This window comes from Streptomyces sp. NPDC004031, assembly GCF_053604375.1.
The window spans coordinates 24341-50236 of sequence record NZ_JBSGHL010000035.1; the positions used below are offsets into that span (position 1 = coordinate 24341).

General features: G+C 73.4%; 23 protein-coding genes and 1 riboswitch. Of the genes, 10 read left to right on the plus strand and 13 right to left on the minus strand.

Features of this window, described 5'->3' with window-relative positions; all coding sequences use genetic code 11:
• Positions 1 to 27: 27 nt before the first annotated feature.
• Positions 28 to 2334 (plus strand): terpene synthase family protein, encoded by a 2307-nt coding sequence (locus tag ACWERV_RS22245; RefSeq protein WP_452935622.1) that lies wholly within the window; start codon positions 28 to 30, stop codon positions 2332 to 2334.
• Positions 2335 to 2355: 21 nt separating this feature from the next.
• On the opposite strand, the gene ACWERV_RS22250 is transcribed toward ACWERV_RS22245, so the two are convergent.
• The 5 genes from ACWERV_RS22250 to ACWERV_RS22270 all read right to left on the minus strand — a co-directional run bounded on the left by ACWERV_RS22250 (position 2356) and on the right by ACWERV_RS22270 (position 6789).
• The gene (locus tag ACWERV_RS22250) at positions 2356 to 3348 is read right to left on the minus strand and encodes a hypothetical protein (RefSeq protein ID WP_452935626.1); all 993 of its coding nucleotides are present in this window, start codon (positions 3346 to 3348) and stop codon (positions 2356 to 2358) included.
• 39 nt (positions 3349 to 3387) lie between these two features.
• Complete coding sequence (metF, locus tag ACWERV_RS22255) at positions 3388 to 4305, minus strand: methylenetetrahydrofolate reductase [NAD(P)H] (protein WP_398191195.1); 918 nt, start codon at positions 4303 to 4305, stop codon at positions 3388 to 3390.
• 134 nt (positions 4306 to 4439) lie between these two features.
• Positions 4440 to 5099, minus strand: coding sequence for a thiamine phosphate synthase (gene thiE, locus ACWERV_RS22260; protein WP_452935629.1), 660 nt, complete (start codon positions 5097 to 5099; stop codon positions 4440 to 4442).
• Positions 5100 to 5145: 46 nt separating this feature from the next.
• Entirely contained in the window at positions 5146 to 5520 is a 375-nt protein-coding gene (locus ACWERV_RS22265; protein ID WP_452935631.1) for an Rv2175c family DNA-binding protein, read from the minus strand.
• Between the two features lie 66 nt (positions 5521 to 5586).
• On the minus strand, positions 5587 to 6789 hold the full coding sequence (locus ACWERV_RS22270; protein WP_452935634.1) for an NAD(P)/FAD-dependent oxidoreductase: 1203 nt from the start codon (positions 6787 to 6789) through the stop codon (positions 5587 to 5589).
• 481 nt (positions 6790 to 7270) lie between these two features.
• Positions 7271 to 7382: riboswitch (TPP riboswitch) on the plus strand.
• On the opposite strand from ACWERV_RS22270, the gene thiO reads away from it, so the two are divergent.
• The 4 genes from thiO (at position 7378) to pknB (ending at position 11747) form a co-directional block, all read left to right on the plus strand.
• On the plus strand, positions 7378 to 8574 hold the full coding sequence (thiO, locus tag ACWERV_RS22275) for a glycine oxidase ThiO (RefSeq protein ID WP_452935637.1): 1197 nt from the start codon (positions 7378 to 7380) through the stop codon (positions 8572 to 8574). (Overlaps the previous riboswitch by 5 nt.)
• Positions 8571 to 8804: a sulfur carrier protein ThiS gene (gene thiS, locus ACWERV_RS22280; RefSeq protein WP_452935640.1), complete on the plus strand. Its 234-nt coding sequence runs from the start codon at positions 8571 to 8573 to the stop codon at positions 8802 to 8804. Before thiO ends, thiS begins: the two co-directional genes overlap by 4 nt.
• 3 nt (positions 8805 to 8807) lie before the next feature.
• Positions 8808 to 9623, plus strand: a complete 816-nt coding sequence (locus ACWERV_RS22285; RefSeq protein ID WP_452935642.1) for a thiazole synthase — start codon at positions 8808 to 8810, stop codon at positions 9621 to 9623.
• Between the two features lie 114 nt (positions 9624 to 9737).
• Entirely contained in the window at positions 9738 to 11747 is a 2010-nt protein-coding gene (gene pknB, locus ACWERV_RS22290) for a Stk1 family PASTA domain-containing Ser/Thr kinase (protein WP_452935644.1), read from the plus strand.
• 7 nt (positions 11748 to 11754) lie between these two features.
• Here pknB and ACWERV_RS22295 read toward each other — a convergent pair whose 3' ends face one another.
• Positions 11755 to 12369, minus strand: coding sequence for a sulfite oxidase-like oxidoreductase (locus tag ACWERV_RS22295; protein WP_398191175.1), 615 nt, complete (start codon positions 12367 to 12369; stop codon positions 11755 to 11757).
• A 167-nt stretch (positions 12370 to 12536) separates the two neighbouring features.
• Here ACWERV_RS22295 and bfr point away from each other — a divergent pair, with 167 nt between their 5' ends.
• The gene (gene bfr, locus ACWERV_RS22300) at positions 12537 to 13016 is read left to right on the plus strand and encodes a bacterioferritin (protein ID WP_452935647.1); all 480 of its coding nucleotides are present in this window, start codon (positions 12537 to 12539) and stop codon (positions 13014 to 13016) included.
• On the opposite strand, the gene ACWERV_RS22305 is transcribed toward bfr, so the two are convergent.
• Together ACWERV_RS22305 and ACWERV_RS22310 are read right to left on the minus strand one after the other, a co-directional pair.
• The gene (locus ACWERV_RS22305; protein ID WP_452935727.1) at positions 12997 to 13296 is read right to left on the minus strand and encodes a (2Fe-2S)-binding protein; all 300 of its coding nucleotides are present in this window, start codon (positions 13294 to 13296) and stop codon (positions 12997 to 12999) included. The genes bfr and ACWERV_RS22305 overlap by 20 nt on opposite strands.
• 139 nt (positions 13297 to 13435) lie before the next feature.
• Complete coding sequence (locus tag ACWERV_RS22310) at positions 13436 to 14785, minus strand: class II 3-deoxy-7-phosphoheptulonate synthase (protein WP_452935650.1); 1350 nt, start codon at positions 14783 to 14785, stop codon at positions 13436 to 13438.
• A 194-nt stretch (positions 14786 to 14979) separates the two neighbouring features.
• Between ACWERV_RS22310 and ACWERV_RS22315 the strand changes: the two genes are divergently transcribed.
• Complete coding sequence (locus tag ACWERV_RS22315) at positions 14980 to 17664, plus strand: N-acetylmuramoyl-L-alanine amidase (RefSeq protein ID WP_452935653.1); 2685 nt, start codon at positions 14980 to 14982, stop codon at positions 17662 to 17664.
• Between the two features lie 212 nt (positions 17665 to 17876).
• A complete protein-coding gene (locus ACWERV_RS22320) occupies positions 17877 to 19808 on the plus strand; it encodes an anthranilate synthase family protein (protein WP_452935656.1) in 1932 nt (643 codons plus the stop codon).
• A gap of 12 nt (positions 19809 to 19820) precedes the next feature.
• On the opposite strand, the gene ACWERV_RS22325 is transcribed toward ACWERV_RS22320, so the two are convergent.
• From ACWERV_RS22325 to ACWERV_RS22345, 5 genes are all read right to left on the minus strand, one after another.
• Positions 19821 to 20462, minus strand: a complete 642-nt coding sequence (locus ACWERV_RS22325; RefSeq protein ID WP_452935658.1) for a uridine kinase family protein — start codon at positions 20460 to 20462, stop codon at positions 19821 to 19823.
• 95 nt (positions 20463 to 20557) lie between these two features.
• Positions 20558 to 21586 carry a 6-phosphofructokinase gene (locus ACWERV_RS22330; protein ID WP_452935661.1) on the minus strand — a complete coding sequence of 343 codons (1029 nt, stop codon included), beginning with the start codon at positions 21584 to 21586 and terminating at the stop codon, positions 20558 to 20560.
• Between the two features lie 93 nt (positions 21587 to 21679).
• Positions 21680 to 22372, minus strand: coding sequence for a response regulator (locus ACWERV_RS22335; protein WP_452935664.1), 693 nt, complete (start codon positions 22370 to 22372; stop codon positions 21680 to 21682).
• Positions 22369 to 23544 (minus strand): MacS family sensor histidine kinase, encoded by a 1176-nt coding sequence (gene macS, locus ACWERV_RS22340; protein ID WP_452935667.1) that lies wholly within the window; start codon positions 23542 to 23544, stop codon positions 22369 to 22371. Before macS ends, ACWERV_RS22335 begins: the two co-directional genes overlap by 4 nt.
• Positions 23545 to 23607: 63 nt before the next feature.
• Complete coding sequence (locus tag ACWERV_RS22345; protein ID WP_452935669.1) at positions 23608 to 24327, minus strand: lysophospholipid acyltransferase family protein; 720 nt, start codon at positions 24325 to 24327, stop codon at positions 23608 to 23610.
• A 200-nt stretch (positions 24328 to 24527) separates the two neighbouring features.
• Here ACWERV_RS22345 and ACWERV_RS22350 point away from each other — a divergent pair, with 200 nt between their 5' ends.
• Both ACWERV_RS22350 and ACWERV_RS22355 read left to right on the plus strand, forming a co-directional pair.
• A complete protein-coding gene (locus tag ACWERV_RS22350; protein ID WP_398191149.1) occupies positions 24528 to 25328 on the plus strand; it encodes an alpha/beta hydrolase in 801 nt (266 codons plus the stop codon).
• On the plus strand, positions 25321 to 25893 hold the full coding sequence (locus tag ACWERV_RS22355; RefSeq protein ID WP_452935672.1) for a hypothetical protein: 573 nt from the start codon (positions 25321 to 25323) through the stop codon (positions 25891 to 25893). Before ACWERV_RS22350 ends, ACWERV_RS22355 begins: the two co-directional genes overlap by 8 nt.
• The last annotated feature ends 3 nt before the right edge of the window (positions 25894 to 25896 follow it).

Sequence of the window (25896 nt, forward strand, 5' to 3'; positions counted from 1 at the left end):
GATCGCCGAGCGGGAGGCCCTTCCGACATGTCCCAGCCCTTCGAACTCCCGGATTTCTACGTCCCGTATCCGGCCCGCCTCAACCCCCACCTGGAGCGGGCCCGCGCGCACACCAAGGAGTGGGCGCGCGGCATGGGCATGCTCGAAGGATCCGGCATCTGGGAGGAGTCGGATCTCGACGCGCACGACTACGCGCTCCTGTGCGCGTACACCCACCCGGACGCCTCAGGACCGGAACTGGACCTGGTGACCGACTGGTACGTGTGGGTGTTCTTCTTCGACGACCACTTCCTGGACGTCTTCAAGCGCACGCGCGACATGACGGGCGCGAAGGCCTACCTGGACCGGCTGCCGGACTTCATGCCGCTCGACCCCGGCGAGGCGGTCCCCGAGCCCGCCAACCAGGTGGAGGCGGGGCTCGCGGACCTGTGGGCGCGCACCGTCCCGGCGATGTCGGACGACTGGCGGCGGCGCTTCCGGCAGAGCACGCAGTTCCTGCTGGAGGAGTCGCTGTGGGAGCTGGACAACATCAGCGCGGGCCGGGTCTCCAACCCCATCGAGTACATCGAGATGCGCCGCAAGGTGGGCGGCGCGCCCTGGTCGGCGAATCTCGTGGAGCACGCGGCCGCCGCCGAGGTGCCCGCGGTGATCGCCGCGAGCCGCCCGCTGCGGGTGCTGCGCGACACCTTCGCCGACGGCGTCCACCTGCGCAACGACCTGTTCTCCTACCAGCGCGAGACCGAGCAGGAAGGCGAGCTGGCCAACGCGGTGCTGGTGCTGGAGCGCTTCCTCGGCATCGCCCCGCAGGAGGCCGCCGAGCTGGTCAACGAGCTGCTGACGTCCCGCCTCCAGCAGTTCGAGCACACCGCCCTCACCGAGGTCGGCCCGCTCGCCGACCAGTACGGTCTGGGCCCGGCCGAGCGGCGCGACGTGCTCGCGTACGTCAAGGGCCTCCAGGACTGGCAGTCCGGCGGCCACGAGTGGCACATGCGCTCCAGCCGCTACATGAACGGCGCCGGGGAGGGCGCCGCGGGCGCGGTCGACGGCCCGGCGGCGTCCGGGGGCCTCGGCGGACTCGGCGGACCGACAGGACTGGGCACGACGGGGCTGGGCACGACGGCGGCGGGGGTGCTCGGCTCGCTCGCGGCGACGATGCCGCAGCGCCTGCGTTCCTTCGGGCACGTCCCCTTCCAGCGGGTGGCCCCCGTGCCGCCGCCGGACATCCCGATGCCCTTCGCGCTGCGGCTGAGCCCGCATCTGGACGCCGCCCGCGAGCACTGCGCCACCTGGTGCGAGCGGATGGGGCTGCTCGGCCCGGAGCCCGGCGTCCCGGTGCCGGGCGGGGTGTGGGACGCGGACAAGCTCGCCGACTTCGACCTGGCCCTGTGCGCCGCCGGGATCCACCCGGAGGCGACGGAGGAGGCGCTGGATCTGGCGACCCAGTGGCTGGCGTGGGGCACCTACGCCGACGACTACTACGCCCGCGTCTTCGGCCGCACCGGCGACCTGCTCGCCGCCCGGCTCACCACCGACCGGATGCGGCTGTTCATGCCGCTGGACGCCGGGCTGGTCCCGCCGCCGCTCACCGCGCTGGAACGCGGCCTCGCCGACCTGTGGCGCCGTACGGCGGCCCCGATGGACCGCGCGGCCCGCTGTGAATTCCGCACCGCGGTCGAGGACATGACGGCGAGCTGGCTGTGGGAGCTGGGCAATCTGCGGCAGAACCGGATCCCCGACCCGGTCGACTACATCGAGATGCGCCGCGCGAGCTTCGGCTCCGGCCTGACGACGGCCCTGACCCGGATCGGCCACGGCGCCGGGCTCTCCCCCGAGATCCGGCGCTCGCGGCCCGTGCAGGCGGCGGAATCGGCGGCGGCGGACTTCGGGTGCCTGGTCAACGACGTGTTCTCGTACCGCAAGGAGATCCAGTTCGAGGGAGACATCCACAACGCGGTGCTGGTCGTGGAGAAGTTCCTGGACTGCGGGCCCGCGGAGGCCGTGCGGGTGGTGGGCGCCCTGCTGGCGGCCCGGCTGGCGGAGTTCCAGCACGTCACCGAGACCCAGCTGCCCGCCCTCTACGAGGAGTTCGCGCTCGGCCCGGAGGCGCGGGAGGCGCTCGACGGCCATGTGCGGCAGTTGCGGGACTGGATGGCCGGGGTGCTGCACTGGCACCGCGAGTGCCGCCGTTACGACGAGGAGTCGCTGCTGCGCCACTTCCCGGCGGCAGCCGCCGCGGCCGCCGCCCCTCCCCCGGCCCGGCCCTGGCGCGTCCCCGCCGGGATCGGCACCGCGGCGGCCCGTCTGCCCGCGCTGCTGGGCGGCGCGGAACGGTAGCGGACCGGCCCGGCAGCGGTGTCAGTAGCGGTAGGGGTCGTACGGGTCCGAGTGCTGCGGCTGGTGGGGCGGGGCCGCCTGCTGCTCGCCGTAGGGCTGCTGCTGGGGGATGTACGGCTGCTGCTCCGCCTGCGGGTACTGCTCCTGGTAGGGGTAGCCGTAGCCGTACGGGTCGGCGGGCGGCGGGGGCTGTGGTGTCCAGTCGCCGGTGGTGTGCGGGAAGTCCCCGTAACCGGCGGCGGGCTGCTGCGGGTAGCCCTGCCCGTAGTCGCCGTAGTCGTGGCCCTGCTGCTGCGCCGGGCCCTGGTCGTAGCCGTAGCCGCCGGGGCCGGGGGGCTGCTCGGGGTAGCCGTGCGCGGCGGCCGCGGCCTGGTCGCCGCCCCAGCCGTAGCCGTCCGGGGTCGCGCCCTGCCCGTCGCCGTAGCCGTACGAGGCCGCCGCCGGCTCGGGCTGCGGGGGCGGGGCCCAGCCGGCGCCCTGGCCGGTGTCGTCGCCGTAGCCGTAGCCGCGCGTCGCGTACGGGTCGGCGGTGTAGCCGGGCTGGTTGCCGTAGAGCGGGTATTCGCCGCTGTCCTCGTGCAGCGGCATCGGCTGGTAGACGTCCTCCCGCGCGCTGCCCGGGTCGGCGATCTGCTCGGGGCCGCCCTCGACGGGCACCTGGCCGGTGTCCCCGAAGCCGTCCTCCTCGACCGGGCCGACCTGGAGCGTGGGCCCGCCGCGCGGCGCGGGACGGACGCCGCGGAGCCGGGCGGCCAGCGGGCCGCCGCGCAGCGCCCAGCCCGCGGCGAAGCCCCGCTTGTGCGACAGGGTGACCTGCGCCTGCCCGATGCCGAACGCGATCGCGCCCGCCAGGATCAGCAGCGGCTGCCGCGCCGCGACCCCCACGACGACCCCGAGGAAGCCCACGAAGGCCAGCGCCCGCCAGCGCAGCCGCGCCTTGTACTGGAGCAGCACCTCGCCCAGCAGCCACAGCGCGACGATGCCGAACGCGATGTAGAGCACCGAGAAGCCCATGGGGCCCACTTCCTCACCTGGGAGCCGCCGCGGGCGTCGCTACGCCCGCTGGTGCAGTCCCAGATTCTCGTAGATCTCCAGCGATGCGGTGGAGTGGTTAAGAGTAATGAAGTGCAGCCCCGGGATGTCCTCGGCCATCAGCCGGCGGCACATCTCGGTGGCGAACTCGATGCCGATGGCCCGCACCGCCGCCGGATCGTCCCGCACGGCGAGGATGCGCTCGGCCAGGCCGGGAGGGAAGGGGGCGTTGCCGAGTTGCGCGAAACGCTCGATCTGCCGGACGTTCGTGACCGGCATGACCTCGGGGATGATCGGCGTGCTGCACCCCGCGGCGTCGACCCGGTCGCGCAGCCGCAGGTAGGCGTCGGCGTCGAAGAACATCTGGGTGATGGCGAAGTCCGCGCCCGCACGGCACTTGTCGAGGAAGTGCCGGGTGTCCGCGGCCTGGTCGGTCGAACGCGGGTGCATCTCGGTGAAGGCGGCGACGCCCACGCAGAAGTCGCCGGACTCCTTGATCAGCCGGACCAGCTCGGCCGCGTACGTCAGCCCCTGCGGGTGCGGGACCCACTCGCCCAACGGGTCGCCGGGCGGGTCGCCGCGCACGGCGAGGATGTTGCGGATCCCCGCGTCGGCGTACTGCCCGATGATGTTGCGCAGCTCGGCGACCGAGTGGTTCACCGCGGTCAGGTGGGCGCAGGGGGTGAGCGTGGTGTCGGAGACGATCCGGTCGGTGGCGCGGACGGTGCCTTCGCGCGAGGAGCCGCCGGCGCCGTAGGTGACCGACACGAAGGTCGGCTGCACCGCCTCGATGCGCCGGATCGCGTTCCACAGCGTCCGCTCGCCCTTCTCCGTCTTGGGCGCGGCGAACTCGAAGGAGTACGAACGGCTGCCGGACGCGAGCAGCTCACGGATGGTGATCGCTCGGTCCGTCCGCGTGGACGGGGTTCCCAGGGCCATGAGTGCAGGCTAACCGCGGTCGGCGACCGAGCGTCACCGGAACGGTGAATATGCCGGCATTCGTCCGTTTCCCGTCCACCCTGTGGACAGCCCGCACCGACCCGCCGTTGACCCGCGGTGACGCCGCACCGCGCTCAGGCGTCCGCCGTCGCGCGCACGGCCCCCGCGAGCGAGCGTGCCGCCTCGTACGGGTCGGCGGCCTCGGTGATCGCCCGGACCACCACGATCCGCCGCGCGCCCGCCGCCAGCACCTCGCCGACGTTGCGCGCGTCGATGCCGCCGATCGCGAACCACGGCCGCTCGGTGCCGAGCCGCGCGGCGTACCGCACCAGGTCCAGGCCGGGCGCCGGGCGGCCCGGCTTGGTGGGCGTCGGCCACACCGGGCCGGTGCAGAAGTAGTCCGCGCCCTCCTGCACGGCGGCCGCGGCCGCTTCCGCCTCGGCGTGGCAGGAGCGGCCGATCAGCACGTCCGGGCCGAGCAGGGCGCGCGCGGCGGGCACCGGCAGATCGCCCTGCCCCAGATGCAGGACGTCCGCGCCCGCCGCGTGCGCCACGTCGGCCCGGTCGTTGACGGCGAGCAGCCGCCCGTGCCGCCGGCAGGCGTCCGCGAGGACCGCGAGCGCCGCCAGCTCCTCGCGGGCCTCGATGCCCTTCTGCCGCAGCTGGATCACGTCCACCCCGCCCGCCAGGGCGGCGTCGGCGAACTCGGCGAGATCGCCGCGCCGCTGCCGGGCGTCGGTGCACAGGTACAGCCGGGCGTCCGCCAGCCGTTCGCGTGCCGTGCTGCTGGTCATACGGGCGGCTCCCCGGGGGGCGGGCGGCGGACGGGGCGCCGCAGGGCTACACGGCGAGCGCCTGGGCGCGGCGCTTCACCTCGGTCCCGCGATTCTCCCGCAGCGCCTGCGCGGGGGTGCCCGGCAGGGTCTCATCGGCGGTGAAGAGCCACTCCAGGGCCTCTTCGTCGGAGAAGCCGTCGTCCTTCAGGACGGTCAGCGTGCCGGACAGGCCCTTGATGATCTTGCCCTCGCCGATGAAGGCGGTGGGCACCATCAGCACCTTGTTCTCCCCACGGCGGACCGCGAGCAGCTGGCCCTCCTTGATGAGCGGGCGGATACGGGTGATGTCGAGCCCCAGCCGGTCGGCGACCTCGGGGAGGGTGAGCCACTCGGGGACGAGCGCGTCGATATGTGCGTCAACTGACGAGAAAACAGTCACGGGACAAGCCTGCCACCTGTCACCGACAAGCGCTGCGGGGCGGCGCCGCCGCATGGGCCGTTCCGCCTACCGCGCCGCCGCCGTCAGCGGGACCGCCGGGTCCGCCGCCAGCGCCGGATCCACCGACGCCGAGCGCGCGATCAGCTTGCGGGCCTGCGCCAGGTCGCGCGGCCGCGCCACCGCGAGCACCGCCGCGAGCCGCTCGCCGCGCAGCCAGCACACCGACCACGCCTCCGTCGCCGGGTCGCCGCGCATCAGCAGCGTGTCCGTCTCCGCGTGGTGCCCGGCGTACTGCACGAAGCGCCCGAACTGCTCCGACCAGAAGTACGGCACCGGGTCGTACACCTCGTCGCCGCCCAGCACGTTCGCCGCGGCCGTCCGCGGGCCCTGGAGCGCGTTGTCCCAGTGGTGGACCAGCAGCCGCTCGCCGAACCGCGCCGACGGGAAGGACGCGCAGTCGCCCACCGCGAAGACGCCGGGCGCCGTCGTCCGCAGCCGGTCGTCGGCCACGACCGCGCCGTCCGCGCCGAGTTCGACCCCCGCACCGGCCAGCCAGCCCGTCTCCGGGCGCGCCCCGATCCCCACGACCACGGCCTCCGCCGCAATCCGGCTGCCGTCCGCGAGCACCACCGCGCCGGGCTCCAGCTGCGCCACCGGGGTGCCCGTCCGCAGCTCCACACCCGCCTCCTCGTACCAGGCCCGCATGTGCGCGGTCACCACCGCGGGCAGCGCCCCCGCGAGCGGCCGGTCCGCCGCCTCCACCACCGTCACCGCGCAGCCCGCCTGCCGGGCCGCGGTCGCGAACTCCGCGCCGATCCAGCCGGCCCCCACGACCACCACGTCCTGCCCCGCGTCCAGCACGGGACGCAGCGCCGCCGCGTCGTCCAGCGTCCTGAGCAGATGCACACCGGGCAGGCCCGTCGTCCCCGGCAACGCCACCGGATACGCCCCCGTGGCGACCACCAGCCGGTCGTACGGGACCGCGCCCGCGTCCGTCACGACCTCGCGCTCCCCCGCGCGCAGCGCCTGCGCCCGCACGCCCAGCCGCAGGTCCACCTTCAGGGCGGCGAAATCCACGTCGAACCTGACGTCCTGCCCCTCCGGGGCCCCCAGCAGCACCGCCTTCGACAGCGGCGGCCTGTCGTACGGCGCGTGCGGCTCGTCCCCGATCAACGTGATCTCGTCCGCCGAGCCCATCTCCCTGAGGGCCACCGCGGTCTGCACGCCGGCCATGCCGGCCCCGACAATGACGAATCTCCCGCTGCTCATTTCCTCACGGTAGCGCTAGCCACGCTCCGGGGTGCCCGTTGCGGCGGGCGTCGCGATCTTCCCTGCGTGGGGGCTTGTCGCTCCGTTCTCCCCCAGGGCTTCGCCTGGGGGTACCCCCACGCGCCCCTGGGTGGTTGCCACGTGCGGTGGCAGTTCGCCTTTCCCCCGACGGGAGCTGAGCGCGCAGTTCCCCGCGCCCCTGAAAAACGAGAACCCTCACCCCCACCGGCAGGCAGCCGCTGAACCGGCCCGGAGGGGGACGGTGCGGGGTGCCCCCGCAGGAATGCGCTGTCGGTGGCTCACCGACCAGGTACGAGGGCGAAGGCGCATTCCGAGGAGGTGCCCCGTGGCGGCCCCCGCCCCACCCACCGGCGCGCCGCGCAAAGGGGCGCGAGGAACGGCGCGAGCAACCCCCGCCCACAGCAAGGTCGCGCGGGACACCGCAACAAGCACCCCCGGAGCGAGGGATAGGGTGAGAGCGAAGTGAACTCGCGGGAGCCCGGCGGACCGGGCTGAGAGGGCGGCTGGTCGCCGCCGACCGTAGGAACCTGATCCGGGTCATTCCGGCGAAGGGAGGAGCTGACGTCCATGCGGACGCCCCAACCGCACCCCGACGTACTGATCATCGGCGGCGGCATCATCGGCCTCGCCACGGCCTGGCGCGCGGCGCAGCACGGCTTGCGGACGGCCGTGGCCGACCCCGCACCCGGCGGCGGAGCCGCCCACGTCGCGGCGGGCATGCTCGCCGCCGTCACGGAGCTGCAGTACGGCGAGCAGGCCCTGCTCGACCTGAACCTCGCCTCCGCCGCCCGTTACGCGGACTTCACCGCGGAGTTGAGCGAGGCGACGGGCCTGGACACCGGCTACCGCCCGTGCGGCACCCTCGCGGTGGCGCTGGACGCCGACGACCGCGCGCAGTTGCGCGACCTGCACACGTTCCAGACGGAACTTGGCCTGGACTCGCGCTGGCTGACCGGCCGCGAGTGCCGCCGCCTGGAGCCGATGCTCGCCCCGTGCGTGCGCGGCGGGCTGCGGGTGGACGGCGACCACCAGGTCGACCCGCGGCGGCTGGCCGCGGCGCTGCTGCGGGCGGCGGAGCTGGCGGGCGTGGAGTTCCTGCGGACGCGCGCCGTCCGGGTGGTGTCGGCGGCGGGCCGGGTGACCGGCGCGTCGCTCGCGGACGGCACGACGGTGTGCGCCGCCCAGACCGTGCTGGCCGCGGGCAGCGAGAGCGGCCGGATCGACGGGATACCGCCCGAGCTGCTGCCGCCGGTGCGTCCGGTGAAGGGCCAGATCCTGCGGCTGCGGATCCCGGCCTCGCACGCGCCGTTCCTGTCGCGTACGGTCCGCGCGGTGGTCCGCGGCAGCCATGTGTACCTGGTGCCGCGCGACAACGGCGAGCTGGTGCTGGGGGCGACGAGCGAGGAGTTCGGCTGGGACACCACGGTGACGGCCGGCGGGGTCTACGAGCTCCTGCGGGACGCGCACGAGCTGGTGCCGGGCATCACCGAACTGCCGCTCACCGAGACGCTCGCGGGCCTGCGCCCCGGTTCGCCGGACAACGCCCCGCTGCTGGGCCGTACCGCCCTGGACGGGCTGCTGTTCGCGACCGGCCACCACCGCAACGGTGTGCTGCTCACCCCGGTCACGGGCGACGCCATGGCCGCGGTGCTGACCTCGGCGGACGGCGAACTCCCGGCGTACGCGGCGGCGTTCGGGGCGCAGCGGTTCGCCGCCCGGGAGCCGCGGACGCACCGCCGGACGTATCAGGAGCTGACCGTATGAACGCCACGCGTACGCCGGGCGGCGCGCGGATCACCGTGCACGTCAACGGCCGGGCCCGCGAGCTGGCCGCGCCCGTCGCTCTCGACGCGCTGGTCGCGGAGCTGACGTCCGCGCCCTCGGGGGTGGCCGCCGCGCTCAACGAGACGGTCGTCCCGCGGACCCGCTGGTCCGCGACGCCGCTGTCGGACGGCGACCGCGTCGAGGTGCTGACCGCGGTCCAGGGAGGCTGACCCATGACGACGACGGCATCCACGACGGCGGCCGACCCCCTGATCGTCGGCGGGGTCGCGTTCGGCTCCCGGCTGATCATGGGTACGGGCGGCGCGCCCAGCCTGGAGGTGCTGGAGCACGCGCTCGTCGCGTCCGGCACCGAGCTGACCACGGTGGCGATGCGCCGCCTGGACCCCACGACGCAGGGCTCCGTGCTGTCGGTGCTCTCCCGGCTCGGCATCCGCGTGCTGCCCAACACCGCGGGCTGCTTCACGGCGGGCGAGGCGGTGCTGACCGCGCGGCTGGCGCGGGAGGCGCTGGGCACGGACTGGATCAAGCTCGAAGTCATCGCGGACGAGCGCACGTTGCTGCCCGACCCGGTGGAACTGCTGGACGCCGCGGAGGTACTGGTCGACGACGGCTTCACGGTGCTGCCGTACACCAACGACGACCCGGTGCTGGCGCGGAAGCTGGAGGACGTCGGCTGCGCGGCGGTCATGCCGCTGGGCTCCCCCATCGGTTCGGGCCTGGGCATCCGCAACCCGCACAACTTCCGGCTGATCACCGAGCGCGCGGGCGTCCCCGTCATCCTGGACGCGGGCGCGGGCACCGCCTCCGACGTCGCCCTCGCGATGGAACTCGGCTGCGCCGCCGTGATGCTGGCCTCCGCCGTGACCCGGGCCCAGCACCCCGCGGTGATGGCCGAGGCGATGCGCCACGCGGTGACCGCCGGCCGTCTCGCCCACCGCGCCGGCCGCATCCCCCGCCGCCACCACGCCCTCGCCTCCTCGCCGACGGAGGGCATCCCCGACCTCGACCCGGAAAGGCCCGCGTTCTGAGCGCGCGCCCGCCCCGTTCCGATGGTTACGGTTTGGCCGCGTTCGCCACGGCATCGCCACAGTGACGCGGCGAACGGGGACCGGCGTCGTACCCGGCTCGTAGAATCGGGCGTCGTGGACACCACCGTGCAGGATCCGCTGGTCGGGCAGACGCTGGACGGGCGTTACCGGGTCGAGGCCCGGATCGCCGTCGGCGGGATGGCCACGGTCTACCGCGCCCTGGACACCCGGCTCGACCGGGTGCTCGCGCTCAAGGTCATGCACCCGGGGCTGGCCGCGGACGGCGGCTTCGTGGAGCGGTTCATCCGCGAGGCGAAGGCCGTGGCGCGGCTGTCGCACCCGAATGTCGTGGGGGTCTTCGACCAGGGCACGGACGGCACGTACGTGTATCTGGCGATGGAGTACGTCGCGGGCTGCACGCTGCGGGACGTGCTGCGCGAGCGCGGCGCGCTCACCCCGCGGGCGGCGCTGGACGTGCTGGAGCCGGTGCTCGCGGCGCTGGGGGCGGCGCACCGCGCCGGGCTCGTGCACCGTGACGCCAAGCCGGAGAATGTGCTGATCGGCGACGCGGGGCGGGTCAAGGTCGCCGATTTTGGACTGGTCAGGGGGGTGGACACGCAGACGAGCAGTTCGGGCGCGCTGCTCGGCACGGTGTCGTACCTGGCGCCCGAGCAGATCGGCCACGGCCAGGTGGACGAGCGGACGGACGTGTACGCGTGCGGCGTGATGCTGTACGAGATGCTGACCGGCGCGAAGCCGTACGAGGGCGAGTCGGCGATGGAGGTCATCGTCCAGCGGCTGAACGAGGACGTGCCGCCGCCCTCCGTCGCCGTGCCCGGTCTCGCGCCGCGGCTGGACGCGCTGGTGGCGAGGGCCACGAGCCGTGACCCGGAGGGGCGCCCGGCGGACGCCGTCGCGCTGCTCGCGGAGGTGCGGGCGGTGCGCGCGGAGCTGACGGGCGAGGAGCTGGACTTCCGCGTGGCGCGCGTGGAGACCGCCGCGGGGCCCGCGGTGGCGGGTTCGGAGGATCCGACGAGCGTCGTGCATCCGCTGGCCGCCCTCGCGATGCCCGCCCCGCCCGCGGCGTCCGGCCGGGAGGACGACGAGCTGCACCGGACGACCCGGCTGCTGCCGCGGCGCCCCGCGGACGGGGAGTCGTACAGCATCGACGACACGCCCACGGCCCCGCCGCCGATTCCCGGCGGACCCGGCGGGCGCGGGCGGGCGGTGCGCGGCCCGGCGTGGCACGGCCGGCGCGGGCTGCTGACGGTCCTGGCGGCGCTGCTGGTGGTGCTGGGGGTCGCGGGCGGGGTCTGGTACATCAACGACGGGCAGTTCACGCACGTCCCCGGCGTGCTGGCACTGCCGCAGGCCGAGGCGCAGCACAAGCTCAGCTCCGCGGGCCTGGACACCCAGGTGCGCAAGGACTATTCGCTCACGGTGCCGCGCGGCAGCGTGATCTCCACCGATCCGGAGCCCGGCAAGCGCATCCGCAGCAACGGCACGGTGACGCTGACCGTCTCGGAGGGCCCGCGCCAGGTGAAGGTGCCGGACGTGTCCGGGCGGACACTCGCCGACGCGCAGCGGCAGCTCAAGGACGCGGGGCTGGTGCCGGGCACGGTGGCGAAGTCGTTCAACGACTCGGTGCCGCAGGGCTCGGTCATCGTGACCGACCCGCCCGCGGGCCGGGAGATGGCGCCGGGCACCCCGGTGGCCTTCACGATCTCCCGCGGCTCCCCCGTGGAGGTGCCGGACGTGATCGGGAAGTCGGTCACCGAGGCGCAGCAGACGCTGCAGGACGCGGGCTTCCAGGTGGTGCTGGCTCCGGACAAGGCCTTCTCGGACGAGGCGGACAAGGACACCGTCGCCCTGGAGACCCCGGACCGCGGCACGCAGGCGGGCAAGGGGGACACGGTGACGATCACGGTGTCCAAGGGCCAGCAGCTCTTCCCGGTGCCGGACGTCAAGGGCCAGAGCCAGGGCGACGCGGAGAAGACCCTCAAGGCGGCGGGCTTCGAGGTCCGGGTGATCAACCTGTTCTTCGGCGACACCGTCTTCAGCGAGTCGCCGGACGGCGGCAGCCAGGCCCCCAAGGGCGCCACCGTGACCCTCTGGGTGCGGTGAGAGAGGGCTAGAGCTCGGGCCCGTCGCCCGGTTCCTCCTGGTAGGAGTAGCGCTGCTCCTGCCAGGGGTCGCCGAGGTTGTGGTAGCCGCGTTCTTCCCAGAAGCCGCGGCGGTCGGCCGTCATGTACTCGATGCCGCGGACCCATTTGGGGCCCTTCCAGGCGTAGAGCCGGGGGACGACGAGCCGGACGGGGAATCCGTGTTCCGCAGTGAGGGGTTCGCCGCCCTTGTGGGTGGCGAATATCGACTGGTCGTCGAGGAAGTCCTCGATGCGCAGGTTGGAGCTGAATCCGTATTCGGCCCACACCATCACGTGCGTGACGTCGTCGGCGGGCGGGGCGAGCTTCACGACGGTGGAGGTCGCCACGCCGCCCCATTCGATACCGAGCATCGAGAATTTCGTGACGCAGTGGAAGTCGGCGACGACGGTGTCATAGGGAAGCGCGGAGAACTCCGGGTGTTTCCAGGAGGTCGTGCCGCCGTCCGCGGTGGCGCCGAAGACCCGGAACTCCCAGCGGTCGGGTTTGAAGCGCGGAACGGGTCCGTAGTGGGTGACCGGCCAGCCCCGCTGGTTGCGCTGGCCGGGCGGCAGCTCCCCCGCGTGACGCTCGTACCGACCCATGTCTCCATGGTGACAGACCCGGCCCGGTGCTCGTGACCAGGCACCGGACGCCGTATCGCGGGAACAAAACGGCCACAGTGCGTAAGTGTGCACTTACTGGATCAGATGACCACGCAATGCAAAGATGCGCGCAACCCATCTGCCCGAACGGGAAGGACGGCGCTGCCATGCAGGGCGACCCCGAGGTCATCGAGTTCCTCAATGAACAGCTGACCGCCGAGCTGACCGCGATCAACCAGTACTTCCTGCACGCGAAGATGCAGGAGAACTTCGGCTGGCTGAAGCTCGCGGAGCACACCAGGGCGGAGTCCTTCGACGAGATGCGGCACGCGGAGATCCTCACCGACCGGATCATTTTCCTGGAGGGCCTGCCGAACTACCAGCGGCTCTTCCACGTCCGGGTCGGGCAGACGGTCACCGAGATGTTCGAGGCCGACAAGCAGGTGGAGGTCGAGGCCATCGACCGGCTGCGGCGCGGTGTCGACGTGATGCACGCGAAGGGCGATTTCACGTCCAAGAACATCTTCGAGTCGATCCTCTCGGACGAGGAGGACCACATCGACTACCTGGACACCCAGCTGGAGCTGATCGAGAAGCTGGGCGAGCCGCTCTACCTCGCGCAGGTGATCAAGCAGCCAGACGCCTGAGCGGGGCCGGTGCCGCCGGGACCGGCGGGGCGGCGGGCAGCGCCGCCGGAAGAACCTCGGGCACGTCCGCGACCGCCGGGGCGGCCTTCTGCGGCTCCAGTCGGCCGCGGGTCACGCAGCCGTCGCCGCGGCCCAGCAGGGCCTGGATGCGCTTGACGCAGGACCCGCAGTCGGTGCCGGCCTTGCACGCGGAGGCTATCTGCCGCGGGGTGCAGCGGCCGTCGGCGGCGTGCTGCTTGACCTGGCTCTCGGTGATGCCGAAGCAGGAGCAGACGTACACGCGGTTCACCGCCGATCAGGGCCTTGAGGAGCTGAGGTAACCCTTACCTTACCTGGCGCCTCCGGGGCGGAAAAGCGACAAGGGACGCGGATCGCTGTGATCCGCGTCCCTCGCCGCTCGCCGTCCTACGGCCCGGGGGTCACTGCCCGCGGTACATCTCGGCCACGAGGAACGCCAGGTCGAGCGACTGGCTGCGGTTGAGCCGCGGGTCGCACGCCGTCTCGTAGCGCTGGTGCAGGTCGTCGACGAAGATCTCGTCGCCGCCGCCGACGCACTCGGTCACGTCGTCGCCGGTCAGCTCGACGTGGATGCCGCCGGGGTGGGTGCCGAGGCCGTGGTGGACCTCGAAGAAGCCCTTGACCTCGTCGAGCACGTCGTCGAAGCGCCGCGTCTTGTGGCCGGAGGCGGCCTCGAAGGTGTTGCCGTGCATCGGGTCGCAGATCCAGGCGACCTGCGCGCCGGTCGCGGAGACCTTCTCCACCAGCTCGGGCAGCTTGTCGCGCACCTTGTCCGCGCCCATCCGCACGATGAAGGTCAGCCGGCCCGGCTCGCGCTCGGGGTCGAGCCGCTCGATGTACGTGAGCGCCTCGGCCGGGGTGGTGCCGGGGCCGAGCTTGACGCCGAGCGGGTTGCTGATCCTCGACGCGAACTCGATGTGCGCGCCGTCCAGCTGCCGGGTGCGCTCGCCGATCCAGACCATGTGGCCGGAGACGTCGTAGAGCTTGCCGGTGCGCGAGTCGGTGCGGGTCAGCGCCGTCTCGTAGTCCAGCAGCAGCGCCTCGTGCGAGGAGAAGAACTCGACGGTGCGGAATTCGGCCGGGTCGATGCCGCAGGCGGCCATGAAGCTGAGCGCGTTGTCGATCTCGCGGGCGAGCGCCTCGTAGCGCTGGCCGGACGGCGAGGACTTCACGAAGTCCTGGTTCCAGGCGTGCACCTGGCGCAGGTCGGCGTAGCCGCCGGTGGTGAAGGCGCGCACCAGGTTCAGCGTGGACGCCGAGGCGTGGTACATCCGCTTGAGCCGCTCCGGGTCCGGGGTGCGGGACTCGGGGGTGAACTCGAAGCCGTTGACGGAGTCGCCGCGGTAGACGGGCAGCGTCACGCCGTCGCGGGTCTCGGTCGGCTTGGAGCGCGGCTTGCTGTACTGCCCGGCGATCCGGCCGACCTTGACGACCGGCACCGACGCGGCGTACGTGAGCACGGCCCCCATCTGGAGCAGCGTCTTGAGCTTGTTGCGGATCTGGTCGGCGCCGACCCCGTCGAACGCCTCGGCGCAGTCGCCGCCCTGGAGGAGGAACGCCTCGCCCCGGGCGACAGCGCCGAGCCGGGAGCGCAGCTGGTCGCACTCCCCGGCGAAGACGAGCGGCGGATACGAGGCGAGCTCGGCGATCACATCGCGCAGAGCCTCGGGGTCGGGCCACTCGGGCTGCTGCGCCGCGGGAAGATCATGCCAGGTGTTGGCCCCGGCGTGGATGTCTGCGTTCACGGTCACGGGGACCACAGTACGGGGTCGGGTCCGCTGGTTTTCCGCCCGCTCAGTGGGTGAGACATGCCGTCCCGCGAGCACCGCGGAAACCGCGCGGGGGGCTGATACCGTCGTCGCGTTTCAGACCCGCCGCCGCCCCGGCGCGGGCTCCTCGGAAGGGCGCGCCTCATCGCACGCGGGAAAACCGAGAGGGCAGCAGGTTGACCACCAGACACCGCACAGGCACCACGTGGAGAGGTTACGGGGCGGGCGCGGTCGCGCTCGCCACTGCCGCGGCGAGCGCGCTGGCAGCCGGCACGATCGCGCTCGCACCCCCGTCGTCCGCCGCCCCGGCGGACGGTACGGCGGGGCGGGCGGGCGTGCTGCAGGCGGACTTCGCCGCCGCCGCGGACGAGTTCCATGTACCGCAGAGCGTCCTGATGGCCGTCTCCTACCGCATGACGCTGTGGGAGTCGCACCAGGGCCGGCCGAGCACCACCGGCAACTACAACGTGATGGGCCTCACCCAGGTCACGGCCTCCGACGTGGAGCAGCCGTCGGACGCCGACCGGCTCGCGCACCTGGACCGGAGCGGGGACCCGGCGGTCTCCAAGCACTTCAGCGCCTCCCGGGCGCTGCGCGGGGACCGGGCCGCGGTCGACACCTCGGCCGCGACGCTGCACACCCTGGACACCGCCGCGCGGCTCATCGGCGTCCCGGCCGCCGAGGTGCGCTCCGACCCGCGGCAGAGCATCCGGGCCGGCGCCGCGCTGCTGGCGCGGTACGAGAAGGCCGCCACCGGCTCGCTGCCGGCCGACCCGGGCCGCTGGTGGGCGGGGGTCGCGCGCTACAGCCAGTCGCCGGACAAGGACGGCGCCACGCAGTTCGTGCGGCGCGTCTTCGACACGGTCCGCTCCGGCGCCGGCCGGGTCACCGCGGACGGCCAGACGGTGACGCTGGCCGCCGCCCCGGGCGTGCAGCCGGTGGAGCCCGCGGTGGTGCCGCTGGCCCCGGCCCCGCCGGACACCACGCCCGCGGACACCACCCCGGCGGCGACCCCCGCCCCGGAGTGCCCGTCCGGGCTGGCCTGCAACTTCGTCCCCGCCGCCTACGCCAAGGCGGGCACGGCGGCGGACGACTTCGGCAACTACAACGTGTCCAGCCGCCCGTCCAACGGCGAGGACATCCGCTATGTCGTGATCCACGACATGGAGGGCACCTTCCAGGGCAGCATCGACGAGTTCAAGAACCCCTCCGCCTACGCCAGCGCCCACTACCTCGTCGCGGACGACGGCCGGGTCACGCAGATGGTGCAGCTCAAGGACGAGGCGTGGCACGCGGCGAACAAGACCGTGAACATGCACTCGGTCGCCGTGGAGCACGAGGGCTACGCGATCAAGAACGGTGACTGGTACACCGAGCAGGAGTACGACTCCTCGGCCACCCTGGTGAAATACGTGGCCCAGAAATACGGCATCCCGCTGGACCGCGAGCACATCATCGGCCACGACGAAGTGCCCGGCGTGCTCGACGCGAACGTCAAGACCCAGCACTGGGACCCGGGCCCGTTCTGGGACTGGAACCACTACATGACGCTGCTGGGCGCCCCGGACGGGGCGGGCGGCGCCGGCGGCCTGCTGCAGGTGGGCCAGCTGGTCCGCGTGGTCCCGCCGTACACGACCGACAACCAGCCGGAGCTCACCAACGGCGGCGCCGCGGTGCCCGCGCACCCGGCGAACTTCGTCTACCTCTACAAGACGCCCAGCACGAGCGGGGCGCTGCCCGCCGACCCGTACCTGGGCAGCGTGACGTGGAGCGAGGGCTCGAACTGGGCGGACAAGGTCCCGGCGGGCGGCGCGTACGTCGTCGCGGCCGTGCAGAGCGACTGGACGGCGATCTGGTACCAGAACCAGAAGCTGTGGTTCCACAACCCCGGCGGGCAGTACACCGCCGTGCTGCCGCCGACGCCGGTCGTCACGCCGAAGTCCGGCACCGTCCCGGTCTACGGCCGGGCCTACCCGGAGGACGCCGCCTACTCGGGCACGGGCGTGCCGGTGCAGCCGAGCAACTCGGCCTCGCTGACGAAGTACACGATCGCCGCGGGCCAGGCGTACGCGCAGGCGGGCCCGGAGAAGGCGGGCGACTACTGGTACGCGGGGACGTACGCGGGCACCGCGACCGGTGACCGCACGCTGGTGACGGGGACGAACCTCTTCTACCCGATCCGCTACAACCACCGCATCGCGTGGGTGCGCGCCTCCGACGTCACCCTGACCACGAGCGTCGGCCCGGTGTCCACCGCCGGGCGGCACGACGTCGTGGCCCGCGACGCCGCCGGTCTGCTGTGGCAGTACCAGGGCAGCGGCAGCGCCGCGGCCCCGTTCCTGACGCGCTACCAGGTCGGCAGCGGCTGGGGCGCGTACGACACGCTCGCCGTCATGTCGGACCTGGGCGCGGACGGCACGGGCGACATGGTGGCCCGCGACACCGCCGGCACGCTCTGGTACTACGCGGGCACCGGCAGTCCGTCCGGCCGCTTCCTGGGCAGGGCGAAGGTCGGCACCGGGTGGGGCACCTACACCGCGCTGGTGGGCGCGGGCGACGCCACCGCCGACGGCACGGCGGACCTGGTCGCGCGCGACCCCGCCGGCACGCTGTGGCTCTACCGGGGCACCGGCAGCGCCTCGGCGCCCTTCGCGGCGAGGACGCCGATAGGGCCGGACTGGAACATCTACGACAGCCTGGCCGCCGCAGGTGACCTGACCGGCGACGGCGTCGCCGACCTCGTGGCGCGCGACACCTCCGGCACCCTGTGGCTCTACCGGGGCACCGGCGACGCCGCCGCCCCCTACGCCACCCGCACCGAGGTCGGACCCGGCTGGCAGACCTACGAGACGCTCGCCTGACGGAAGGGGCCCCGGTGCGCTAGGGTCTGGGCCCATGAACGCGTTTCAGACGGCTCCCACGTCCCGCCAGTCCTGGTGGTGGACCGCTTCCCGGCGGCCCAGCTGAACCACGCGTAGGCAAGCACTTCGCGAAGGCCGCCCCAAGGGGCGGCCTTCGGCGTTCTCCCGGCCGGTCGCCGCCCCTCCTCCCCGTCAAGGAAGGACCACCGACCGTGCCGCACACCCCTGAGAGCTCTGCCGCCGCCGCGCTCGTCGCGCGCCTGCTCACGCCCGGCCACCCGCCGTTCGCCCTGCTGCACCGCCGGGCGCCGGGGCGGCCCGAGGACGTCGTCGAGGTGCTGACCGGGCCCGTCACCACCGTCGCCGCGCTCGCCGACATCCCGCTGCCGGACGGCGGCCCCGAGGACGGCCCGCGGACCGACGCGCTCGCGCTCGTGCCCTTCCGGCAGATCCGCGAGCGCGGCTTCGACGTCCGCGACGACGGCACCCCGCTGGCCGTGCTGCTCCCCGACACCACCTGCGAACTGCCGCTCGCCGAGCTGCTGGCGGCGCTGCCCGACACCCCCGTCGAGGTGGCCGACGGCGCCTTCGACACCTCCGACGAGGACTACGCGGCCATCGTGCGGCGGGTCATCGAGGACGAGATCGGCCGCGGCGAGGGCGCCAACTTCGTCATCCGCCGCACCTTCCGCGGCCGCGTCCCCGGCTACGGCCCGGCCGCCGCGCTGGCCCTCTTCGCCCGGCTGCTGCGCGGCGAGCGCGGCGCCTACTGGACGTACGTCGTGCACACCCCCGAGCGCACCCTCGTCGGCGCGAGCCCCGAGGTGCACGTGCGGATGTCCGGGCACACCGTCGTGATGAACCCGATCAGCGGCACCTACCGCTACCCCGCGCAGGGCCCCAGCTCGCAGGGGCTGCTGGACTTCCTCGCCGACCCCAAGGAGGCCGAGGAGCTGACGATGGTGGTGGACGAGGAACTCAAGATGATGTGCACCGTCTGCGACCTGGGCGGGGTCGTGGTGGGCCCGCGGCTGAAGGAGATGGCGCACCTCGCGCACACCGAGTACGAGCTGCGCGGGCGCTCCACCCTGGACGTCCGCGAGGTGCTGCGCGAGACGATGTTCGCCGCGACCGTGACCGGCTCGCCGGTGCAGAACGCCTGCCGGGTCATCGAACGGCACGAGGAGGGCGGCCGCGGCTACTACGCCGGGGCGCTCGCCCTCATCGGCCGGGACGCGGGCGGCGCGCAGACCCTGGACTCCCCCATCCTCATCCGCACCGCCGACATCTCCCCCGCGGGCGAGCTGCGGGTGCCGGTCGGGGCGACGCTGGTACGGCACTCCCGGCCGGAGTCGGAGGTTGCCGAGACGCATGCCAAGGCGGCGGGCGTGCTCACCGCGCTGGGCGTGCGCCCGGCCCCCGCCCGCACACCGGGTACGCCCCGGCCGCGGCTCGCCGACGACATCCGGGTACGGGCCGCGCTGGACGCCCGCCGGGCGCACCTGGCGCCGTTCTGGCTGAAGATGCAGGAGCGGCACCCCGAGGCCGCCGCGCACGCGCTGGTCGTCGACGCCGAGGACACCTTCACCTCGATGCTGGCCCACCTGCTGCGCTCCACCGGCCACGCGGTGACCGTGCGCCGCTACGACGAGCCGGGCCTGCGCGAGGCGGCCCTCGCGCACCCGGGCCCGGTCGTGCTCGGCCCCGGCCCCGGTGACCCGGCCGACACCGCCGACGCCAAGATGCGCTTCCTGCGCGCCCTGACCGCCGAGCTGGTGCGCGACCACCCGCACGGGCTGCTCGGGGTGTGCCTGGGCCATGAGCTGCTCGCCGCCGAACTGGGCCTGGACCTGGTGCGCAAGGACGAGCCCTTCCAGGGCGCGCAGCTCACCGTGGACCTCTTCGGGCGGCGCGAGACGGTCGGCTTCTACAACTCCTTCACCGCACGCTGCGACGACACCGCGGCGGAGGAGCTGGCGATGCACCGCGTGGAGCTGAGCCGCGACCCGGCGACGGGCGACGTCCACGCGATGCGCGGGCCGGGCTTCGCCGGGGTGCAGTTCCACCCGGAGTCGGTGCTGACGCTGAACGGCGTGGAGATCGCCGCCGGACTGCTCGCGGGGGTGCTGGCGCCGGCGCGGTGAGCGGGGCCGCCGTCAGGCCGTCTCCCCGTAGCAGCTGGCGTCCACGGCCGAGTCGGCGAGCACCGGCTCGGCCAGCACCGGGCCGATGAGGGTCAGCACCTCGGCGATCATCGCGTACTCGTCGCCGGTGCCGTCCACCACCAGGTCGGCGAGCATGCGGGACGGCGCCACGTGCGCGTGGTGCCGCTCCCGGCCGGTGGTCAGGTAGTTGAGCAGCGACACCCGGGGGTCCTGCCGCTGGACCTCGATCTTGCGCAGGATCTTCCGGGCCAGCCGGATGTCGTCGGGCGTGTCCACGTAGACGCGCCAGGCGGCACGGGCGGCCACCGCGGGCAGGGTGAGCGCGAACAGGCCTTCGACCACGAGCAGGCGGTACCGCCCGGACCCCGTGGCGGTGTCGAGGGCGGCCGCGGCCGCGGCCTCGTCGATGGACCCCGGATGGTTCCAGTCCAGCGTCTCGGCGCCGGTGGCGCTGAGCGTCCGGACCCCGCGCCGGGGATCGTGCGCGGGAACGTAGAAGTCGTCGAGATGGATCAGGCCGACGCTGTCGGGGTGGTGCCGCGCCAACGCCTCGGCAAGGGTGGACTTGCCGGATGCGGTGCCGCCTGCGACCGCCAGTACGGGCGTCAAGAGCCCGCTCGCCACACCCGTCATACCGGGCGCTCCTCATGTGCTCAAAGGGGGGAACGAAGCGGCCGGAACTAGCCGGGTGCAGGGAAGATAAATCAGAGGTGTCGTCCGCGGCAAGGTCAGCCGAAGAACACGCCCGCCTCGGCGTAGAGGGCGGGTTCGACGGTCTTGATCCGGGCGGTCGCGTCGCCGATCGGGACCCGCACGATGTCGGTGGCGCGCAGCGCGACCATCGTCCCGAAGTCGCCGTCCCGGACGGCGTCCACGGCGTGCAGCCCGAAGCGGGTGGCGAGCCAGCGGTCGAAGGCGCTGGGGGTGCCGCCGCGCTGGACGTGGCCGAGAACCGTCGTCCTGGCCTCCTTCCCGGTGCGCTTCTCGATCTGGGCGGCGAGCCACTCGCCGATGCCGGAGAGCCGTACGTGCCCGAAGGAGTCGAGGGTGCCGTCCTTGAGGACCATGTCGCCGTCGCGCGGCATGGCACCCTCGGCGACGACCACGATGGGCGCGTAGCGGATCTTGAAGCGGCTCTCGACCCAGCCGCACACCTGGTCGAGGTCGAAGCGGTGCTCGGGGATGAGGATCGCGTTGGCGCCCCCGGCCAGGCCGGAGTGCAGCGCGATCCAGCCCGCGTGCCGTCCCATGACCTCGACCACCAGGACCCGCATGTGCGACTCCGCGGTGGTGTGCAGCCGGTCGATGGCCTCGGTGGCGATGTTGACGGCGGTGTCGAAGCCGAAGGTGTAGTCGGTGGCCGACAGGTCGTTGTCGATGGTCTTGGGCACGCCGACGACCTTCAGCCCGGTGTCGGCGTGCAGTCGGGCGGCGACCCCGAGGGTGTCCTCGCCGCCGATGACGATGAGCGCGTCCACGCCCTCCGCCGCCAGTGTCTCCAGGACCCGGCGCTCCCCACCCTCGACCTTGAGCGGGTTGGTGCGCGAGGAGCCGAGTATGGTGCCGCCGCGCGGGAGTATGCCGCGGACGGCCGGGATGTCGAGCTGTACGGTGTCCCCCTCCAGGGGGCCGCGCCAGCCGTCCCGGAAGCCGGTGAACTCGTAACCGTATTCCTGGACGCCTTTGCGTACGATGCCGCGGATGACCGCATTGAGGCCGGGGCAGTCTCCGCCGCCGGTCAGGACTCCGACTCGCATGGACTTTTCCCTTCGTCGCAGGCCAGCTGTGCCGGAAGTGCAACTCCCGCCAAGCTAGCGTGACTTGGGTCACATGTCGCCGTCCGTGCAAGTCTACCGATCGTCGTCGAGCCCGGCTTCGATCGCATATCGGACAAGCTCCACACGGTTGTGCAACTGGAGCTTTCCGAGGGTGTTCTGGACATGGTTCTGCACCGTTCGGTGCGAAATGACCAGGCGGGCGGCGATCTGCTTGTAGCTCAGCCCCTTCGCGACCAGCCGCAGCACCTCCGTCTCGCGCTCGGTCAGCCGTGGCGCCGCGGGGCCGTCCGCCGCGGCCGGCGGCGGATCGGTGGCCAGCCGCCGGTACTCGCCCAGCACCAGCCCGGCCAGGCCGGGAGTGAAGACCGGGTCGCCCACCGCCGTCCTGCGCACGGCGTCCACCAGCTCCTCCCGCCCGGCCGATTTGAGCAGATAGCCGGTCGCCCCGGATTTGACCGCTTCCAGTACGTCCGTGTGCTCGCCGCTCGCCGACAGCACCAGCACCCGCACCGCCGGATCGACCGCGAGGACCTCCTTGCAGACCCGCACGCCGGAAGCGCCCGGCAGGTTGAGGTCCAGCACCAGCACCTGCGGGCGGGCGGCCCGCGCCCGGCGGATCGCCTCGGGCCCGTCGCCCGCGGTCGCCACCACCCGGAAACCCGCCTCGCCCAGGTCGCGGGCCACCGCGTCCCGCCACATCGGGTGGTCGTCCACCACCATCACCGTGACCTGCGGCGGCCGCGCCGCCCCGTCCTCGGCCGTCATCCCGTTCCCCCTCCGCTCGTACCGGCCTTCTGCCGCGCCTTCGGCAGCCGCAGCTCCACCTCGGTGCCCTCGCCGGGCAGCGACAGCCACTGCGCGCTGCCGCCCAGATCCCGCAGCCGGCCGCGGATCGACTGGGCCGCCCCGAGCCGCCCCTCCGCCGCGGCCGCGTCGAGCCGCCCCTCGGGGATGCCGGGCCCGTCGTCCCGCACGGTCACCAGCAGCGCGTCCGGCTCGTCCTCCACCAGGATCCAGGCTCGCGCCCCGTCCCCGGCGTGCACCGCCACGTTGTCCAGCGCCGCCCCCACCGCCGCCGCCAGCTCCGCGCCCGCCGCCGGCTCCACCGTGACGGGGGTGCCCGGCGCCGACAGCGTCACCCGGGCCGACGCGTACGGCGCGAGCAGCGCCCGCAGGTCCGCGGGGCCCGGGGGTCCCGCGGGCTCCTCCCCGGTGCGCGGCGCGGGCACCGGCGCGCCGCTGATCAGACCGCGCAGCGCCACCTCCTGCTCGCCCGCCATCCGGCCCAGCTCCGCGGCCTCTCCTCCGGCCTGGTCACCGCGCCGCTGCACCATCGCCAGCACCTGGAGCACGCCGTCGTGGATGTCCCGCGCGAGCCGTTCCCGCTCCCGGGTGGCCGCCTCGATCTGCAGCGCCCGCGCGAGCGTGCGCTCACTGATCCGGGCCACCTCGACGACGTAGCCGATGCCGATGCTCGCGACCCACACCAGCAGGACGTTGCGCAGCGTGTCCCGCCCGGCGCCGCTGCCGCGCTCCACCAGATCCGCGACCGCCACCAGCGAGGACGCCACCGCCGCCCACCGCCACCCGCCCTTGACCGCGAAGGCCAGCACCGAGCCGGCCGTCCAGATCGACGGCAGCGTGAACGCGCCCTCCTCGATACGGGCGTGGGTGTCCACGACCATCGTGAGGAGTATCCCCAGCAGCGCGAGTGTGAGGTCGATCGCGAGGAAGCCGCGCGTGCAGCGCTCGGCCGAGCGCACCCGGCCGAGCGTGGACAGGGTCCACACCCCCAGGACGCCCAGGTAGATCCCGCCGATGAGCGGGTGCTTCAGGTCGTCGTAGGCGTAGACGAAGACGGCGATCGCGTACGCGCAGGTCAGTACCCGGTACGCCACCAGGGCCCGCCACAGCGGGCCCTCCACCGACATGCGCATGTCTCCCCCCTCGGGGGGCGAGCCTAGCCCGTGCCGGGCGCGCGTTTTCCGGGGGCGCGGACCCTACGCGGTGGGCGGAGCGGCGGAGGACTTCGCGGACTCGGCGAGGAGTCGTTTGGCCGCCGTCGCGTAGATGTCGACGTACTCCTGGCCGGACAGCTTCATGATCTCGTACATGACCTCGTCCGTGATGGAGCGCAGGATGAAGCGGTCGGCCTCCATCCCCGCGTAGCGGGAGAAGTCCAGCGGCTTGCCGATCCGGATCCCGGGCCGGACCGAGAGTTTCGGGACGACCTTCCCGACCGGCTGCACCTTCTCCGTGTCGATCATCGCCACCGGGATGACCGGCGCCCCGCTGGCCAGCGCGACGCGGGCGAGGCCGCCGGGCTTGCCCCGGTACAGGCGGCCGTCCGGGGAGCGCGTGCCCTCGGGGTAGATGCCGAACAGCTCACCGCGGGCCAGGACGGCGACGCCGCTCTTGACGGCGGCCTCACCCGCGCCGCGGGCGCCGGAGCGGTCGACGGGGAGCTGGCCGACGCCCTTGAAGAAGGCGGCGGTCAGCTTGCCCTTGACGCCCGGTGAGTTGAAGTACTCCTCCTTCGCGATGAAGGTGACCTTGCGGTCGAGCACCGCGGGCAGGAAGAAGGAGTCCGAGAAGGACAGGTGGTTGCTCGCGAGGATCGCGGGACCCTCGGCGGGGATGTGCTCCAGGCCCTCGACCCAGGGCCGGAAGGCCGCCTTGAGCGGCGAACCGATGGCGATCTTCATCGCGCCGTAGAACAACCCGGACCTCCTGTAGCCGTCGCACCGACCTTAGCGCCACGGGGCGGGTACGGCTGGCCCTGACGGGGCTTACCGCCAGGTATCGCAGCCGCGTACGCTGAACATCCGACCTCCGTGTACCTCGTGTACCCGGGTTCGCGGTTTCACGCCCGCGGAGCCCCCGGAAACACCCTCGGACCCTTCAGAACAGGAGCCCAGCGGTGCCGCTGCTGCCAGGAGCCGAACCGTACCGCCATGACGGCGGAGGGACCGGCGTGCTGCTCTGTCACGGTTTCACCGGCACGCCGCAGTCGCTGCGCCCGTGGGCCGGGTATCTGGCCGACCGCGGCCTGACGGTGTCGGTGCCGCTGCTGCCGGGGCACGGCACCCGGTGGCAGGACATGGCGATGACCGGCTGGCAGGACTGGTACGCCGAGGTGGAGCGCGAGCTGCTCGCGCTGGGCGACCGCTGCTCGCGGGTCTTCGTCGGCGGGCTGTCGATGGGCGGCACGCTCGCGCTGCGGCTCGCGGCCAAGCACGGGACGGCGATCAGCGGTCTGGTGCTGGTCAACCCGTCGGTGAAGGCGGACAGCCCGAAGCTGCGGGCGGCGGCGGTGCTGCGGCACGTCGTGCCGTCGGTCAAGGGCATCGCGAGCGACATCGCGCGCGAGGGCGTCACCGAGACGGGCTACGGGCGCGCCCCGCTGAACGGGGTGCACGCCATGAACCAGCTGTGGCCGGTGGCGCGGGCCGGGCTGCCGCAGGTGACGCAGCCGCTGCTGCTCCTGCACAGCCGGGTGGACCATGTGGTGGATCCGTCGAACTCGGCGGTCGTGCTGCATTCGGTGTCGTCCACGGACGTGACGGAGATCGTCCTGGAGAACAGCTTCCACGTCGCCACCCTGGACAACGACGCCGAGCGGATCTTCGCGGAGTCGTACGCCTTCGTCGAGCGCCTCACCGCGCCGCGGGCCGCGGACGGGGCGGGCGACACGCTGAAGGAGGGCACCGCCGGTGGCTGACCGCGAGGACGAGGGCACCGCTCCGCACGAGGAGGAGCCGCCGCGCCCGGACACCCCGCTGGACGAGGAGGCGGTCTGGGCCGCGCTCGTCGCGGGCTACGACGAGGAGCCGGAGCCCGGCACCGTGGTCTGGCCGGAGGCGGAGAACGTGTCCCCGGCGAAGGCGGCCGCCGCCGCGGACGCCGAGCCCGAGCCGGGTCCCGACCCGGCCGACCCGGCGGCGGTGAGCACCGTGCCGCCGCCGTCCGACCGGACGATCGTGATCCACCCGGTGATCCGCGGGCCGCGCGACTACGAGCTGGCCGACGACGAGGAGGACGCGCACTACGTGCCGCCCGAGCCGCCGCCGCTGCCGGAGGCGGACGTCACGACCAAGTTCGCCTGGATCGCGGTGCTGGGCGGGCCGCTGCTGCTGCTCGCCTTCGTGCTCTTCCAGATCGAGATGACCTGGTGGGCGGCGACGGTGGGCGTCGGCGGCTTCCTCGGCGGCTTCGCGACGCTGGTGGCGCGGATGCGCACCGGTGAGGACGAGGACGACGACCCGGGGCGCGGCGCGGTCGTCTGAGCC

What these genes read in the sequence shown, in the direction of transcription:
- ACWERV_RS22245 (WP_452935622.1), top strand. Translation starts at nt 28, where the DNA reads ATGTCCCAGCCCTTCGAACTCCCGGATTTCTACGTCCCGTATCCGGCC.
- ACWERV_RS22250 (WP_452935626.1), bottom strand. Translation starts at nt 3,348, where the DNA reads ATGGGCTTCTCGGTGCTCTACATCGCGTTCGGCATCGTCGCGCTGTGG.
- metF (WP_398191195.1), bottom strand. Translation starts at nt 4,305, where the DNA reads ATGGCCCTGGGAACCCCGTCCACGCGGACGGACCGAGCGATCACCATC.
- thiE (WP_452935629.1), bottom strand. Translation starts at nt 5,099, where the DNA reads ATGACCAGCAGCACGGCACGCGAACGGCTGGCGGACGCCCGGCTGTAC.
- ACWERV_RS22270 (WP_452935634.1), bottom strand. Translation starts at nt 6,789, where the DNA reads ATGAGCAGCGGGAGATTCGTCATTGTCGGGGCCGGCATGGCCGGCGTG.
- thiO (WP_452935637.1), top strand. Translation starts at nt 7,378, where the DNA reads ATGCGGACGCCCCAACCGCACCCCGACGTACTGATCATCGGCGGCGGC.
- thiS (WP_452935640.1), top strand. Translation starts at nt 8,571, where the DNA reads ATGAACGCCACGCGTACGCCGGGCGGCGCGCGGATCACCGTGCACGTC.
- ACWERV_RS22285 (WP_452935642.1), top strand. Translation starts at nt 8,808, where the DNA reads ATGACGACGACGGCATCCACGACGGCGGCCGACCCCCTGATCGTCGGC.
- ACWERV_RS22295 (WP_398191175.1), bottom strand. Translation starts at nt 12,369, where the DNA reads ATGGGTCGGTACGAGCGTCACGCGGGGGAGCTGCCGCCCGGCCAGCGC.
- bfr (WP_452935647.1), top strand. Translation starts at nt 12,537, where the DNA reads ATGCAGGGCGACCCCGAGGTCATCGAGTTCCTCAATGAACAGCTGACC.
- ACWERV_RS22325 (WP_452935658.1), bottom strand. Translation starts at nt 20,462, where the DNA reads ATGACGGGTGTGGCGAGCGGGCTCTTGACGCCCGTACTGGCGGTCGCA.
- ACWERV_RS22330 (WP_452935661.1), bottom strand. Translation starts at nt 21,586, where the DNA reads ATGCGAGTCGGAGTCCTGACCGGCGGCGGAGACTGCCCCGGCCTCAAT.
- ACWERV_RS22335 (WP_452935664.1), bottom strand. Translation starts at nt 22,372, where the DNA reads ATGACGGCCGAGGACGGGGCGGCGCGGCCGCCGCAGGTCACGGTGATG.
- macS (WP_452935667.1), bottom strand. Translation starts at nt 23,544, where the DNA reads ATGCGCATGTCGGTGGAGGGCCCGCTGTGGCGGGCCCTGGTGGCGTAC.